Here is a 15,179-nt window from a genome sequence, read left to right as displayed (position 1 = left end):
CCGTGCTCGCCGCCGCGCTCGAACACGTCGTCAAGGGGATCGTCGACAACCCGGACGATGTGCGCATCCTCGCGTCGGAGTCCTCACGTGGTGAGGTGCTCGAGGTGCATGTGCACCCCGACGACCGGGGCCGCGTCATCGGGCGCGGCGGTCGCACGGCCAAAGCCATCCGCACCCTGATCTCGGCGCTGGCCGACGGGCGCCGCGTGCGGGTTGATGTCGCGGACGACTGACGTGGTCGATTCGGACGGGCGTGCCGCGCCGCCCCCTTCGGCAGGAACCCAGTTGCGGGTCGGACGCCTGGTCAAGGCGCACGGGCTCAAGGGTGCCCTGAAGCTCGAGCTGTACACCGACAACCCCGACGGCAGGTTCGTTCCGGGCGCCACCTTCACGCTGCAGGTCCCGGACACCTCGCCCTGGCATGGGAAGCCGCTGACGGTTCGCGAGTTCCGCTGGATGAACTCGCACCCTGTCGCGTTCTTCGAGGGCGTCGATGACCGCACCGCCGCCGAGAGCCTCGTACGCGCGATCCTGTGGGTCGACGAGGCGGCCGATGCGGCATCCGACGAGGAGGATGCCTGGTTCGATCACCAGCTGGTCGGGCTGGACGTGCGCCGCGGCGACGAGTCGGTCGGTCGCGTGATCCGCGTCGAGCATCTTCCCGCGCAGGACCTGCTGATCGTGCGCACGGACGCCGATCGCGAGGTGCTCGTGCCCTTCGTCAAGGTCATCGTTCCGGTGGTCGACCCCGCGGCGGGCCACGTCATCGTCACGCCCCGGCCGGGCTGTTCGAAGAAATCCCCGACGAGGATCCCGAGCCGGCCGAGGCGTCGGACACGTCCCCCGAGGAGTCGGCCGGCGACACCGACGGGAACTGACGTGCGGATCGACGTCGTCACGATCTTTCCCGCGTTCTTCGACGTTCTCGAGGTCTCGCTCATCGGCAAAGCCCGTGAGCGCGGACTGCTCGATGTGCGCGTTCACGACCTCCGGCACTGGACGCACGACCGCCACCGCACCGTGGATGACACCCCATACGGGGCGGCGCCGGCATGGTCATGAAACCTGAGCCGTGGGGCGAGGCCCTCGACGAACTCGCTCCCACGGGCGCATCACCCCGGCCGACGATCATCTTTCCCTCACCTGCGGGCGAGCTCTTCCGCCAGTCAACGGCGCGCGAGCTTGCTCTCGAGGAGCATCTCGTGTTCGGGTGCGGGCGGTACGAGGGGATCGACGAGCGGGTCTTCGAGGATGCCGCCGCACGCGGCTCGGTGCGCCTCATCAGCCTCGGCGACTACGTCCTCAACGGCGGCGAGGTAGCCGCCATGGCGATGATCGAAGCCATCGGACGCCTCGTCCCCGGCATGGTGGGCAACCCGGCGAGCATCATCGAGGAATCCCACGAAGACGGCCTGCTGGAGTACCCGTCGTACACGAAGCCCGCCGTGTGGCGTGAGCGCGCGGTTCCCGACATCCTGCTCAGCGGCAATCATGCCGCCATCGCACGGTGGCGCGCCGACCAGCAGCGTGAGCGCACGCTGACGCGCCGCCCCGACCTTCTGCCGGAGTGACATCCTCGGGTCTCGCCGGCGGCTGCCGCAGGGCCCCGAGACACCGACTTGTCACACGGGGGAAACCCACGGGACGACCCGAGGCGTCAAACTGAGATCCCGTCACCTGCCGAAGGGATCAGTGCCATGCGCCGAGCCAAAATCGTCGCCACTCTCGGACCTGCGACCGCGTCCTACGACCAGATCGAGGCGCTCGTCCGGGCGGGGATGGATGTCGCACGGCTGAACATGAGCCATGGCGAGTGGGCTGACCACGAGCAGTCGTACGCCGCTGTGCGCCGCGCCGCAGACTCCACGGGGCGCCCGGTCGGCATCCTGGCAGACCTGCAGGGCCCGAAGATCCGGCTGGGGCGCTTCGCCGATGGGCCGCATCATCTCGAACCCGGCGATATCTTCACGATCACGACCGAGGATGTCGAGGGCACCCGCGAGATCTGCGGGACGACGTTCCCGCAGCTGGCCGCCGATGTCGTCGCCGGCGACACGCTGCTCATCGACGACGGCAAGGTTCGCCTGCGGGTCCTCGATACCGACGGAATCTGCGTGCGCACCGAGGTCGTGGTCGGGGGAGCGGTCTCCAATAACAAGGGCATCAACCTCCCCGGTGTGGCCGTGAGCGCGCCCGCGCTGAGCGCCAAGGACGAAGCCGACCTGCGCTGGGCGCTGGCACTGGGTGTGGACATGATCGCGCTCTCGTTCGTGCGCTCACCCAAGGACGCGCAGCGGGCCCGGGTCATCATGGCCGAGGAGAACCGCCGGATTCCCCTCATCGCCAAGATCGAGAAGCCGGAAGCCGTCGAGCACCTGCAGGAGATCATCGACGCGTTCGACGGTGTCATGATCGCGCGCGGAGATCTCGGGGTCGAGTTGCCGTTGGAGACCGTGCCGATCGTGCAGAAGCGGGCGATCGAACTCGCGCGCCGGTGGGCGAAACCGGTCATCGTGGCAACCCAGATGCTCGAGTCGATGATCGAGAACCCCGTGCCGACCCGCGCGGAGACCTCGGATGTCGCGAACGCCGTGCTCGACGGCGCCGATGCCGTCATGCTCTCGGGGGAGACGAGCGTCGGCGCGCACCCCGTCACCGTCGTCGAAACCATGGCGCGAATCGTCAGTTCCACGGAGGAGACCGGCCTCGAGCGCATCCCTCAGCTCGGAACGAAGCCACGGACGCAGGGCGGGGCGCTGACCCTTGCCGCGGCGACCATCGCCGATTTCGTCGATGCGAAGTTCGTGTGCGTCTTCAGCCAGTCCGGTGACTCGGCCCGCCGGATGGCGCGGCTTCGTCACCGCGTGCCGATCCTCGCCTTCACCGACCTGGCGGGAACCCGTTCACGCCTGGCGCTCACGTGGGGTGTGGAACCGTTCCTCATCGCGCGGGCGGCCTCGACCGACGGGCTCATCGAGCTTCTCGACCGGGCACTGATCGAGGCGGGCCGCGTACAGCCCGGCGATGCCGTCATCATGACAGCTGGCGCGCCCCCGGGGACCGCCGGATCGACCAACAATGTGCGCGTGCACATCGTCGGAGCCTCCGACGGGTCCTGATCCGCCCCGGTGTCAGCGGACGCCGAGGAAGCTTCGATCGGTGAGGATTACCGGGCCATCGTCGGTGATCGCGATGGTGTGCTCCGAGTGCGCGCCGCGCGAGCCGTCGCCGCTCCGCAGCGTCCAGCCGTCGGCATCCGTCCGCAGCTGATCGGTCGACTGCAGGAACCACGGTTCGAGGGCGAGCACCAGCCCGGCGCGCAGCGGGTAGCCGCGGCCCGGCTTGCCGTTGTTGGGAACGTGCGGGTCGCCGTGCATCTCGCGGCCCACACCGTGGCCGCCGAAGTCGGTGTTGATCGACAGACCTTCTGCGTGAGCGACGGCGGCGACCGCCGCCGAGATGTCGCCGATGCGGTTGCCGACCACGGCCGCGGCGATGGCGGCATCCAGGGCCCGCTCTGTCGTATCGATGAGTGCGAGGTCCTCGTCACGCGGCGTGCCGACGACGAAAGAGACAGCCGAGTCAGCGACCCAGCCGTCCACCGCGACGGCGAAGTCGAGGGTGACGAGGTCCCCGTCGCGGAGGGCGTAGTCGAAGGGGAGGCCGTGCAGGACGGCGTCGTTGATCGAGGTGCAGATGACCTTGCCGAAGGGGCTCGCCCCGAACGACGGGTGATAGTCGATGTAGCAGGACTCAGCGCCGGCAGCCCGGATCATCTCGTGCGCTCGGCGATCGATCTCGAGGAGGTTCGTGCCCACCCGGGTCTCGTCGCGCAGGGTAGCGAGCACCTCGGCGACGAAGCGACCCGCCGGTTTCATCGCTTCGACCTCGGCGGGTGTACGCAGTTCGATCATGGGTTTCCTCTCGACCGATCCATTCTGTCCGATCCGCTACGGATCGGCTGTGAGGATGCCTCGCATCGCGCGCCTCGGATGCCGGGATCGGGAGCCGGGCGTAGCATCGAAGCATGTGGCTGCGACGCGCCTTCTACGGCTGGATGATCCCCGCCGCGTTCGTGCTGCCACTGTGGCTGTTCGTCGGCTGGATCGCTTTCGATGCTGGCGCGTGGGCGTTGCTGTGGGTTCTCCTGCTGGCGATTCCCTCGGTGCTCATCGGTCAGCTCGTCTTGACACTCCTGGTCCGTGCGCGCCCGACCGCCCGAGCTGCTCGGGCGGTGTCGTGGTGGGATGTCGCGGGCTTCACGGTGTGGCACGCGCTGACGATCGCGCTCGGGTTCTTCGTCGCCGCGTGGTGGTTCCCGGTCTTCTTGCTCACCGTCGCTGTCGGCCTCTCGCTCTTCTGGGTGATGCTCTGGCAGCTCTGGCGAGAAGCGCGACCGGGTCTGGTGACTCTGCGCAGCGCGTCGGGCGTGTCCTACATCCCACCGTCAGCATCGACTCCGCCGCAGCGCGACGATCCCGAGGTGATCGTCATCACGGAGCAGCAGCCCCGATCCTGACGGTTTTGTTCCCGGCATCGGGCATGGCAGAATAGCTGTTTGTGCCATGACGGATTCTGCCTCAGGGGAATCCACCGGCGGTCCTGACCGCGGTGCGCACATCTCGTCCTTTTCTATCCACCCGCGACCGACCTGTGGCGGCCGCAGAGAGTAGCGATCATGCAGACCCTCGATATCGTCGACGCAGCTTCCCTGCGCAGCGACATCCCCGCGTTCGGCCCCGGCGACACCGTCAAGGTGCACGTGAACATCGTTGAAGGAAGCCGCTCGCGCGTTCAGGTCTTCCAGGGCGTTGTGATCGGTCGCTCCGGCGATGGCGTCCGCGAGACCTTCACCGTCCGCAAGATCAGCTTCCAGGTGGGCGTCGAGCGTACCTTCCCGGTTCACAGCCCGATCATCGACAAGATCGAGCTCGTCACCCGCGGTGACGTGCGTCGCGCGAAGCTCTACTACCTGCGCGAGCTGCGCGGCAAGAAGGCGAAGATCAAGGAGAAGCGCGACAACTGATTTCGCGCGTCTCCACGTGTGCCCCGGTGCCCTCGGTGCCGGGGCACACGTGTCTTACCAGGGCGTTACACGACACGTGTGCTGCCCCATCGTGTGACACCCTTATCTGAGCGTCCGCATCACGTCGGACGGATTGGATCGCTGCATGACTTCCGACGCCGAGGCACCCGCTGAATCCGTGACACGGTCGCAGCGGCGCGAACGGAGAGGTCGGCGCGGGGCGTGGATCTTCCTGCGCGACGTGCTGGTCATCATCCTCATCGCGATCGTCGTCTCCGCACTGGTCAAGACGTTCCTCGTTCGGTCGTTCTACATCCCTTCCGGCTCGATGGAAGACACGCTCCAGATCAACGATCGGATTCTTGTCGACGAGCTGACCCCGCGCTGGAACGGGTATGAGCGCGGCGACATCGTCGTGTTTCAGGATCCGGGCGGATGGCTTCCCGTAACGGTGCGTCCCGCGCAGTCCCCGTTCGTCGAGGGGATCGACTGGCTGCTCACTCTCGTCGGACTGTCGGTCTCGGATTCCGAGGATCACCTCATCAAACGGGTGATCGGTGTTCCCGGCGACCACGTCGTGTGCTGCAACGCGCTCGGTCAGATCACGATCAACGATGTCCCGCTCGATGAGTCCGCGTACGTCAAGCTCGATCCGGGACAGAGCGCACCGAATCTCGTGCCGTTCGACATCGTCGTTCCCGACGGAAGCCTCTGGGTGCTCGGTGACAATCGAGATCACTCGAAAGACTCGCGATTCAATCAGGACCAACCGGGCGATGGGTTCGTGCCGATCGAGAACGTGGTCGGTCGAGCGTTCGTCATCACGTGGCCGGTTCCCCGCTGGGGCCTGCTGGATTCGCACAGCGAGGTCTTCGCCGGCATACCCGCGGGCGTGGGAGCCGACGCGCCATGAGTACCGGGTCGCGAGCAGTCCCGCGCCTCACGCTGGAGCGGAAATTGTTGCGCGAGTACGAGCTCGTCATCTCGTGCGACGAGGTCGGACGCGGAGCCCTGGCGGGCCCGGTCGCCGTGGGCGCCACCGTCGTGGATGCCGCCCTCTCGCGCCGCCGCGTCCCCGAAGGCCTCCGCGACTCCAAGCTCGTCCCCGAAGCGCGCCGAGCTGAGTTGGCCCGCCGCGCGGCAGGGTGGGTCGCTGACAGCGCGATCGGGTGGGCAAGCTCGGCCGAGATCGACGAGATCGGCATCCTTCCGGCGCTCGGACTCGCTGCGCGGCGTGCGCTGGACGACCTGTCAGCGCACGGCGTGGATGTATCTGCGGCGATCGTGATTCTCGATGGCAACCACGACTACATCTCCCGTGCCGCGGGGCCGCAGTTGACCGTGCGCCCGGTGATCAAGGCCGATCGTGACTGTGCGGGCGCTGCTGCAGCATCCGTCATCGCCAAGGTGGCTCGCGACGACCTCATGGTTGGACTGCACGGCGACCTCCCGGCCTACCAGTGGGTCCGCAACAAGGGGTACGCGAGTCCCGAGCACCGTGCAGCGATCCTCGAGCACGGCGTGAGCGACCACCATCGGGTTTCCTGGGCATTCGCCGGGGCACCGACCCTGTTCTGACGCCCTCAGCTGAGCCTGTTCGAGCTCTACCGTGGTCGCGCGCCGCGCCCCGACAACTAGGATGAGACCACCATGGATGACGAGGTCTTCGAGGACTACGACCGCGAACTGGAACTGGCGCTATACCGCGAGTACCGGGATGTCGTACACCAGTTTCAGTATGTGATCGAGACGGAGCGACGCTTCTACCTCGCCAACGATGTGAACGTCGTCCGCCGAGACACCGAGCACGACTTCTACTTCGAGATCACGATGAACGACGTCTGGGTGTGGGACATCTATCGCGCCGACCGCTTCGTGAAGTCGGTGCGTGTGCTCACGTTCAAGGACGTCAACGTCGAAGAGTTGCAGCGCGGCGACTTCCAGCTGCCCGACGAGCTCACGCTCGACAGCTGAACTCGGTTCCTCCCCAGGGGGCACGCCCGCGACGTCTGTTCGTTCCTCACCCGGTTCGTCGCTCGTGACCACACCGGTGCGGCGACGCTGGGGGAATGGCACGCAAGGACGATCTCGGCAGGGCGGGTGAGCACGCCGCGGAGGCCTATTTTCGGGCGCGCGGCTTCGAGATCCTCGATCGCAACTGGCGGTGTCGCGCAGGTGAAATCGACCTCGTGGTCGCGGATGCCGACGCGATCGCGATCGTGGAGGTCAAGACGCGGCGGTCGGCCGCCTTCGGGCATCCGTTCGAGGCGATCGACGCACGGAAGCTGCATCGCCTGCACCAGCTGGCGCGAGAGTGGCGCGCCGCTCATCGAGACATCGCCGGGAGCCGCAGCATCCGCGTCGACGGGATCGCAATCACCGGTGACCCTGCGGCGCCGCCGCAGATCGAGCATCTGCGAGATCTCGCATGAGTCTGGCCCGCACGTGGGCGATATCGCTCGTTGGCATCGAGGGCGTCGCGGTCGAGGTCGAGGCTGATCTGTCCGATCAGCTCCCCGACTTTCGCATCATCGGCCTGGCTGACAGAGCGCTCGGGGAATCCTCCCAGCGGGTGCGCAACGCCTGTGCCAACAGCGACGTGCCGCTGCCCAGTCGGCGCCTCACCGTCAACCTCTCACCGGCGAGCCTTCCCAAGCACGGCTCCGGATTCGACCTTGCTATCGCGGTCGCTGCTCTCGCGACGCAGCTGCCGATCTCTCCCGATGCTCTTCTCCGCACCGCCCATATCGGCGAACTGGGCCTTGACGGCCGGCTGCGCCCGGTGCCCGGCATCCTGCCGGCCGTGATGGCCGCCGCGCGCGCGGGGCTCGAGACCGTCGTCGTGCCGCGGGCCAGCGAGGACGAAGCCTCGCTCGTTCCGGGGATTGCCGTGGTCGGCGCGACGAGCCTGGGAGATGTCCTCTCCCGCCATGGAATCGATGCGCGGCTCCCCGAAGCCGAACCCGTCGAGACGTCCACCGACCCTGGGTCGCTCGAGGACACGCTGGATCTGAGCGACGTGGTCGGACAGGACGACGCGGTCTCGGCGCTTCTGGTCGCAGCCGCGGGCGGTCACCACGTGCTCATGACCGGACCGCCGGGCGCGGGGAAGACGATGCTCGCGCGGCGACTTCCCGGGATTCTGCCGCCCCTGGATGACGAGTCCGCGCTGGCCGCGGCATCCGTTCGCTCGTTGTCGGGACATGCCGTCACGCACCTTTCCCGGGTTCCGCCCTTCGAAGCGCCGCATCACAGCGCCAGCGCGGCCGCGCTTGTCGGTGGCGGGACCCGCGCCCCGCGTCCGGGCGCCATCGTCCGCGCCAGCGAGGGTGTGCTGTTTCTGGATGAGGCAGCCGAGTTCGCAACCACAGTCCTCGATGCGCTGCGCCAGCCCCTGGAGTCCGGGCAGATCACGGTTCACCGCGCCGGGTACACGGCATCCTTCCCGGCGCGGTTCCAGCTCGTGCTGGCCACCAACCCGTGTCCGTGCGGCAACCGGGGGCTGCGAGACGCCGTGTGCGAATGTCCGTCGCAGGCGATTCGGCGCTACCAGAATCGGCTGTCGGGTCCACTTCTTGACCGCGTCGACATCGAACTCACTCTCCTGCGGGTCGGCAGGGTTCCCGAGGCGCGAGGCGTCCTGGACTCGGACCGGGCCCGGGCGCTCGTCGTTGAGGCGCGCGATCGTGCCGCACGCCGCCTCTCGAACACCCCGTGGCGCCGGAACGCCGACGTTCCCGGGACCTGGCTGCGCTCCGGTGCCGGTGCCCTCCCACCCGGCGTTCGCGCGCCGCTCGACGGCGCACTGGCGCGGGGAAGCCTGACCCTCCGCGGCTATGACCGCGTCCTCCGCGTGGCGTGGACCCTCGCGGATCTGGAGGGCGAGCAGATGCCGACCCCCGAGCACATCGGGCGCGCACTGTTCTTGAAGAGAGGAATCACCTCGTGATCGATCCGCAGCGTGCTCGAGACGAGCTCGGTCCTCTGGTGGCTGGCGTGCTCTCCGACGACGACGTCGTCGAGCGGTATGCGCGCGTGGTGTGGAACACCCTCACGGAGCCGGGCGACGGAGCCGCGGGAATCCTGACGGCGGCACAGGGGCCCGTCGAGGCGCTTGCACGGGTGCGTCGCGGGGAGCTCAGCGACAGCGTGCTGGAGCGAGGTGAAGCCCGGCTCGCGCTGGAGCGATGGGAACCGCGGATGCGTCCCGGTGCCGTTTCTGCTGTGCTTCGGACAGCCCGTGCCGCCCGGCTACACCTCGTGACGCCCGCCGACGAGGCGTGGCCGGACGCTGCGGACGATCTGGGCCCGCACGCGCCGCTGGTGCTCTGGGTGCGCGGCGACCCGCGCGCTCTCGAGGCAGCTCGATCCGGTGTCGCGATTGTGGGAGCCCGCGCCGCAACCGCCTATGGCGAGCACGTCGCGGGGGAGTTTGCCGCGGAACTCGCGGCGTCGGGGGTCTGTGTCGTCTCGGGTGCCGCCTTCGGCATCGACGCGGCAGCGCACCGCGCGAGCCTCGCCGGTGGCGGCTGCACGGTCGCGCTGATGGCGGGAGGCCTGGAGCGGGCGTATCCGCAAGCACACACCGAGCTCGTCGAGCGCATCGCCGCGACGGGTGCGGTCGTGAGCGAGGTCGCACCCGGCTCAGCTCCGACCAAGTGGAGGTTCTTGCAGAGAAACCGACTCATTGCCGCCCTCTCGGCTGCGACAGTCGTCGTTGAAGCCGGATGGCGCAGCGGATCCCTCAACACCGCCCACCACGCAAGCGCGCTCGGTCGCCCCCTCGGGGCCGTGCCGGGCCCTGTCACAAGTGCAGCCTCTGCGGGCTGTCACCGCCTCCTGCGCGAACTTGAAGCGACGTGTGTCACGACCGCCGCCGAGGTTCGCGAGCTGATCGGGTGGGGAGAACTCACCGGACGAGGTGGCGGGGAGTCCGCTCCTCGCACCACCGACGCCACCCGCGTGCGTGATGCCCTCAGCAGACGGGTAGCGCGCAGCGCGCAGGAGGTCGCGCGTCGCAGCGGCCTCGGGGTCGCTGACGTGCAGTCGCACCTCGGGCTCCTGCACCTGGACGGTCTCGTGACCGCCGAATCAGAGGGCTGGCGCCTGACGTGAGAGGCTCGGGCGAGGAGGTTCGAGAGCCATGGTCGATGAGAACGGCAAACGCTGGCGCCCGGTCATAGCCGCGCTGGCTAACCCCGTTGTCCGGGTCGCTTTCGGCTTGCTGGCGGTCGGCGGCGACCTCGACGGCTACCTCGCCGATAAGTCGCCCTCCCGTCGGCGACACATCGTTGACGCGCTGACAGCCTCGGGCATCGTCCGCGGGGACGATCAGGCGCTGACGCTTCGCGCCGAGGTCTTCGCCGAGATTCTCGCCGACGCCGCGCCACGGAGAGCAACCGGCGTCGAGCGGTTCCTCGTCGATGGGCGCATCGCGCAGTACCCGGGATCATCGAGCGAGCGTGACCTGGTCCTGCAGTGGGTTGCGGTGCGGGTCCTCGCCCCCGGCGAGACTGTCTCCGAGGCTGTGCTCAACGGGCGGCTGCGGGTGCTCGCCGATGACACTGCCCTGCTGCGGCGGTACCTGGTCGACGCTGGTCTCGTGGAAAGGCGACAGGACGGATCGGAGTATGCGCTCAGCGAGGTGGCGGCAGGCGCCACGCGCGGCTGATCCGGGACCGTCGCGCCTGGCGCCACACCGCGCGGGCCGCCCGCCCGGTGCCCGGGGCTGAGGCATCCTGTCTCCATGGAGATCCCCGCGGCGGTCGAGCAGTACCTGCGCCACGTCGCCGACGTGCGCCGCCTGTCACCGGCGACTGTGCGCGCCTATCGGTCCGATCTCGTGGACCTCGCCGATGCGACCGGACCCCTCCCGATCGAGGATGTCGACCTTGAGGTCCTCCGGAACTGGATGTGGCGCGCGAGCGAACGCGGCGACGCTCGGTCCACCCTTGCGCGGCGCGCTGCCGCGGTGCGCACCTTCTTCGCCTGGGCGTTGGATGCCGGTCTCATCAACACGAATCCGGCGGTGCGACTCGTTGCCCCGAAGCGGGGGCGGACCCTGCCGAAGGTCGCGTCGGCAGAGGGTCTCTCGCAGCTGCTCGACGATCTCGGTGAATCTGCCCGCGAGGGCGGCGACGCCGTCGAGCTGCGCGACCACGCGATGCTCGAGCTCCTCTACGGTGCAGCGCTGCGCGTCTCCGAGCTGTGCGCCCTCGACCTCACCGATCTCGATGCGGGTCGTCGCACCACGCGGGTGTGGGGCAAGGGGTCGAAAGAACGGGTCGTGCCCTACGGAGGTGCGGCAGCGCGGGCGTTGGATGCCTACCTTGTGCGTGGACGCCCCGCGCTTGCCGGCTCTGCCGCCGCGCGCAGCGCGCTCTTCCTCGGCGTACGCGGAGCCCGAATCGGCTCGCGTACCGTCTACGACGTCGTTGCCCGCCGGGTCGGTGCGCTGACCGGGGGAAGTGTCGGCCCGCACGCTCTGCGCCACTCCGGCGCGACGCACCTGCTCGATGGGGGCGCTGACCTCCGATCCGTCCAGGAAATGCTCGGTCACGCGAGTCTGGGAACGACGCAGATCTACACCCATGTCTCGAGCGAGCGACTCGCGGCCAGCTATCGCCTCGCGCATCCGCGCGCGTAGGGAGCGCCCAGCGTCGCCGACGATCCCGGGCATCGCGCGTAGGGTTATCGCATGCATTCTCCGCGCCGCGCTTCCGGTGTCGCCCTCGCTCTCGCCGCCACACTCGCGCTCGCCGGATGCATCGCCGTACCCGGTCCCCGTGTCACCGTCGTTCCCACGCGGGCGCCGGTGACACCGACTCCCGCACCGACGTGGCAGACGCTCGCGCCGACACCGGTGCCGACCGTGACGGTTGATCCGACGTCAGCGCCAGACGCGCTCTGTGTGGATGGACGGGCGGTCCTCGCCGGCAACGATCTCAGCTTCTCCCTCACGGGGGATTGCGCAGAGGTCACGATCGCCGGCAACCGCATCGTCGTGCGGATGGACGGGGACGCGGATGCTGTCCTTCTCCAGGGGAGTGACAACGACATCACGATCGGCGACCTGGGTGCGCTGCGCATTGAAGGAAACGACAACACTCTGGGGAGTGGAGCGATCGGATCTCTCCAGATCGCCGGCGACCGGATGCTCATTGACGCCGACGGTGCCATCGGGGACGTGACCGTCAACGGCAACGACAACACCCTCCGAGCCTCCGGGTACGGCGACATTCAAGACAACGGCGGGCGCAACGTCTTCGGCTGAGCCCCGCGCCCTGAGCCCTGAGCCCTGAGCCCTGAGCCCTGAGCCCTGAGCCGAAGCTACCGGCAGCACGGAAGCAGGACAGCCCGGGGCACGCCGCCCAGCAACACCATCGGGTTGATGTACTCGCCGTGCCATCGCACACCGAAGTGAACCGCGCCCGGTGGTGTGTGTCCGCCCTCGGCGACGATGCCCACCTCCGCCCCACGGCCCACGCGATCGCCCACCGCGAGGGGGGACGTCACGGGCTCGAGCGTGGTGACGAGACCGTTGCCGTGGTCGATCGTGATGAGGTCGCGATCGACGACCCGGCCAGTGAACTGCACGACCCCCGCGGCTGGCGATCGCACGGATCGGATGCCGAACAGGGCGAGGTCGATGCCGCGGTGACCCGGTCCGTACCGGTGGGCGGGGGCGACATAGTTCGTGAGGATGCGGAACCCTGAGACGGGCCAGACCCAATCCCTGGCCACCAGCGTCGGATCCGAGGCCTGAGCCATGTGCACTGCCGTGTCTCGGTCCGACGGGCGGGCTGCGGACGCCGGTGGCGACGGCGTCAGTCCCGCAGCGGTGAGGGACAGCAACGCGACGATGGCGACCAGAATGCGGTGCGAGGCAGACATGGCACTCAGCATCCACGTCGCGTTCTCGCAGCGACGCTCCCCGCTCGCTGGCGGGGGAGAGCCAGACTGATCGGTGCCCGTGGGGAGGAGCGCGTGCGCCGTCGCGACGCGTGTCTGCGGCAGGCGTGCGCTGGTACACTGGAAGGGCACCCCGTTCTCGGGGTGACTTCGCGTGCCCTGAGCCTGCCCGTCGGGCAGGTGGCACGACTCCCATCGGTCTGAGCTCACCCGAGCGCAGCGGGAGCGTGTCGGGCGCCAGGATCGTCGGTCGCCGACCGGCGAGATCAACCGTAAGAGACGCGACCTCGCGTCAGCAAAGGAGTACGGCCATGGCCGTCGTCACCATTCGCCAGCTGCTCGACAGCGGCGTGCACTTTGGACACCAGACCCGCCGGTGGAACCCGAAAGTCAAGCGCTTCATCCTCACGGAGCGCAGCGGCATCCACATCATCGACCTGCAGCAGTCGCTGACCTACATCGACAAGGCGTACGAGTTCGTCAAGGAGACTGTCGCCCACGGTGGCAGTGTCCTGTTCGTCGGCACCAAGAAGCAGGCGCAGGAAGTCATCGCCGAGCAGGCGACGCGCGTCGGCCAGCCCTACGTGAACCAGCGGTGGCTCGGTGGCCTCCTCACCAACTTCGTCACGGTTTCCAAGCGCCTTCAGCGGATGAAGGAGCTCGAGGAGCTGGACTACGACGACCCGGCAGCGAGCGGATTCACCAAGAAGGAACTGCTCATCAAGAAGCGTGAGCTCGACAAGCTGCACAAGTCGCTCGGTGGTATCCGCAACCTGCAGAAGACCCCCTCGGCGATCTGGGTCGTCGACGCCAAGCGCGAGCACCTCGCCATCGACGAGGCCAAGAAGCTCGGCATCCCCGTCATCGGCATCCTCGACACCAACGCCGACCCCGACGAGTTCCAGTACCCGATCCCCGGCAACGACGACGCGATCCGCTCGGTGAGCCTGCTCACGCGCATCATCGCCGACGCCGCCGCGGAGGGCCTCATCCAGCGTCACCAGCCCGCTGGCGAGGCCGAGGCTCAGGCCGCCGAGCCGCTCGCCGAGTGGGAGCGTGAACTCCTCGAGCAGGGCGCGCCGGTTGTCACCGACGTCGCCGAGGTCGAGACCATCGCGACCGAGTCGGACGCCGATGCCGCCGGTGCCGCTGCGCACGACGCTGTTGCCGGGGCCCCGAGGCTCCCGCCGAGACCACGGATGCTGCTGCTGCCGAGACCACGGAAGCTGCTGCCGAGACCACGGAAGCTGCCGACGCGGCCGCCGAGACCAAGTAAGCCGATCGATATGGCTCCGGTGGCGTGACAACGCCACCGGAGCATCCACGAGAACTCATCACGAACAAGGAGCCACCACCCATGGCAAACTTCACGATCGCCGACATCAAGGCGCTGCGCGAGCAGCTGGGCACGGGAATGGTCGACACCAAGAAGGCGCTCGAAGAGGCTGACGGCGACGTCGAGAAGGCCGTCGAGATCCTGCGCCTCAAGGGTGCGAAGGGCAACGCCAAGCGCGCTGACCGTTCCACCAGCGAGGGCCTGATCGCTGCGCGTGAGCAGAACGGCACTGTCACCCTCATCGAGCTCGCGTGCGAGACCGACTTCGTTGCCAAGAACGACCGTTTCGTCGCGCTGGCAGACAAGGTCGTCGAGGCCGCTGCCGCGGCGGGCGCCGATTCGGTCGAGGCAGCACTTGCCGCCCCCGCCGGCGCCGGAACCGTCGACCAGCTGATCTCGGACGAGGCAGCGATCATCGGCGAGAAGGTCGAGCTTCGCCAGGTGCGTACGCTCGAGGGCGAGAAGTTCGAGATCTACCTGCACAAGACCAACAAGGATCTGCCGCCCCAGGTGGGTGTCGTCCTGGCTTACACGGGTGAGGATGCCGAGACGGCTCGCGCGCTCGCGCAGCACATCTCCTTCGCGAATCCGTCGTACCTGTCCCGTGACGACGTCCCCGAGGCTGACGTTGAGAAGGAGCGGGAGATCGTCACCGAGATCTCGCGCAACGAGGGCAAGCCCGAGGCGGCGCTGCCGAAGATCGTCGAAGGTCGCGTGAACGCGTACTTCAAGCAGGTTGCCCTGCTCGACCAGGACTACGCCCGAGACAACAAGCTCTCGGTCGCCAAGGTCGCGAAGGATGCCGGTCTGACGCTCACCGACTTCGCTCGGTTCAAGGTCGGCGCGTAAGCGCATTATCGAAAGGGTCCGCACCATCCAGTGCGGGCCCTTTCTGATGTGCTTCGG

The 15,179-nt window shown here is 68.2% G+C and carries 16 protein-coding genes and 3 pseudogenes; 17 read left to right on the top strand and 2 right to left on the bottom strand.

Going from position 1 to position 15,179, the window contains the following annotated elements; genetic code table 11:
• Positions 1–2: 2 nt before the first annotated feature.
• From IT882_RS09135 to pyk, 4 genes and pseudogenes are all read left to right on the top strand, one after another.
• Positions 3–233, top strand: a complete 231-nt coding sequence (locus IT882_RS09135) for an RNA-binding protein (protein WP_195691622.1) — start codon at positions 3–5, stop codon at positions 231–233.
• A pseudogene (rimM, locus tag IT882_RS09130) lies at positions 217–878 on the top strand (ribosome maturation factor RimM). The gene IT882_RS09135 and the pseudogene rimM overlap by 17 nt, the downstream one beginning before the upstream one ends.
• Position 879: 1 nt before the next feature.
• Positions 880–1,571, top strand: a pseudogene (gene trmD / locus IT882_RS09125) (tRNA (guanosine(37)-N1)-methyltransferase TrmD).
• Between the two features lie 126 nt (positions 1,572–1,697).
• Entirely contained in the window at positions 1,698–3,119 is a 1,422-nt protein-coding gene (pyk, locus tag IT882_RS09120; RefSeq protein WP_195691621.1) for a pyruvate kinase, read from the top strand.
• Between the two features lie 12 nt (positions 3,120–3,131).
• Here pyk and map read toward each other — a convergent pair whose 3' ends face one another.
• Positions 3,132–3,914, bottom strand: a complete 783-nt coding sequence (gene map / locus IT882_RS09115; protein WP_195691620.1) for a type I methionyl aminopeptidase — start codon at positions 3,912–3,914, stop codon at positions 3,132–3,134.
• 113 nt (positions 3,915–4,027) lie between these two features.
• On the opposite strand from map, the gene IT882_RS09110 reads away from it, so the two are divergent.
• From IT882_RS09110 to IT882_RS09060, 11 genes are all read left to right on the top strand, one after another.
• Positions 4,028–4,519, top strand: coding sequence for an MFS transporter permease (locus tag IT882_RS09110; protein WP_195691619.1), 492 nt, complete (start codon positions 4,028–4,030; stop codon positions 4,517–4,519).
• 159 nt (positions 4,520–4,678) lie between these two features.
• Positions 4,679–5,026, top strand: a complete 348-nt coding sequence (gene rplS / locus IT882_RS09105) for a 50S ribosomal protein L19 (RefSeq protein WP_195691618.1) — start codon at positions 4,679–4,681, stop codon at positions 5,024–5,026.
• A 145-nt stretch (positions 5,027–5,171) separates the two neighbouring features.
• Complete coding sequence (lepB, locus tag IT882_RS09100) at positions 5,172–5,939, top strand: signal peptidase I (protein WP_195691617.1); 768 nt, start codon at positions 5,172–5,174, stop codon at positions 5,937–5,939.
• On the top strand, positions 5,936–6,604 hold the full coding sequence (locus IT882_RS09095) for a ribonuclease HII (RefSeq protein WP_195691616.1): 669 nt from the start codon (positions 5,936–5,938) through the stop codon (positions 6,602–6,604). Before lepB ends, IT882_RS09095 begins: the two co-directional genes overlap by 4 nt.
• Before the next feature lie 72 nt (positions 6,605–6,676).
• On the top strand, positions 6,677–7,000 hold the full coding sequence (locus IT882_RS09090; protein ID WP_195691615.1) for a DUF2469 family protein: 324 nt from the start codon (positions 6,677–6,679) through the stop codon (positions 6,998–7,000).
• 95 nt (positions 7,001–7,095) lie between these two features.
• Positions 7,096–7,458, top strand: coding sequence for a YraN family protein (locus IT882_RS09085; protein WP_195691614.1), 363 nt, complete (start codon positions 7,096–7,098; stop codon positions 7,456–7,458).
• A complete protein-coding gene (locus IT882_RS09080) occupies positions 7,455–8,975 on the top strand; it encodes a YifB family Mg chelatase-like AAA ATPase (RefSeq protein ID WP_195691613.1) in 1,521 nt (506 codons plus the stop codon). The genes IT882_RS09085 and IT882_RS09080 overlap by 4 nt, the downstream gene beginning before the upstream one ends.
• Positions 8,972–10,141 carry a DNA-processing protein DprA gene (dprA, locus tag IT882_RS09075; protein ID WP_195691612.1) on the top strand — a complete coding sequence of 390 codons (1,170 nt, stop codon included), beginning with the start codon at positions 8,972–8,974 and terminating at the stop codon, positions 10,139–10,141. Before IT882_RS09080 ends, dprA begins: the two co-directional genes overlap by 4 nt.
• A gap of 28 nt (positions 10,142–10,169) precedes the next feature.
• Positions 10,170–10,697 (top strand): DUF2087 domain-containing protein, encoded by a 528-nt coding sequence (locus IT882_RS09070; RefSeq protein WP_195691611.1) that lies wholly within the window; start codon positions 10,170–10,172, stop codon positions 10,695–10,697.
• Positions 10,698–10,772: 75 nt separating this feature from the next.
• Entirely contained in the window at positions 10,773–11,672 is a 900-nt protein-coding gene (locus IT882_RS09065; protein WP_195691610.1) for a tyrosine recombinase XerC, read from the top strand.
• Between the two features lie 51 nt (positions 11,673–11,723).
• Positions 11,724–12,299: a DUF3060 domain-containing protein gene (locus IT882_RS09060; protein WP_195691609.1), complete on the top strand. Its 576-nt coding sequence runs from the start codon at positions 11,724–11,726 to the stop codon at positions 12,297–12,299.
• Between the two features lie 56 nt (positions 12,300–12,355).
• On the opposite strand, the gene IT882_RS09055 is transcribed toward IT882_RS09060, so the two are convergent.
• Positions 12,356–12,919, bottom strand: coding sequence for a murein hydrolase activator EnvC family protein (locus IT882_RS09055; protein ID WP_229382024.1), 564 nt, complete (start codon positions 12,917–12,919; stop codon positions 12,356–12,358).
• A gap of 329 nt (positions 12,920–13,248) precedes the next feature.
• Between IT882_RS09055 and rpsB the strand changes: the two are divergent.
• Together rpsB and tsf are read left to right on the top strand one after the other, a co-directional pair.
• Positions 13,249–14,213 (top strand): annotated as a pseudogene (rpsB, locus tag IT882_RS09050) (30S ribosomal protein S2).
• An 81-nt stretch (positions 14,214–14,294) separates the two neighbouring features.
• The gene (tsf, locus tag IT882_RS09045) at positions 14,295–15,122 is read left to right on the top strand and encodes a translation elongation factor Ts (protein WP_195691608.1); all 828 of its coding nucleotides are present in this window, start codon (positions 14,295–14,297) and stop codon (positions 15,120–15,122) included.
• The last annotated feature ends 57 nt before the right edge of the window (positions 15,123–15,179 follow it).

Origin of the sequence: Microbacterium schleiferi (assembly GCF_015565955.1) — a bacterium.
GTDB lineage: Bacteria > Actinomycetota > Actinomycetes > Actinomycetales > Microbacteriaceae > Microbacterium > Microbacterium schleiferi_A.
The sequence above is the reverse complement of the archived record's forward strand: the minus strand, read 5'-3'. Positions and strand labels throughout refer to the sequence as shown.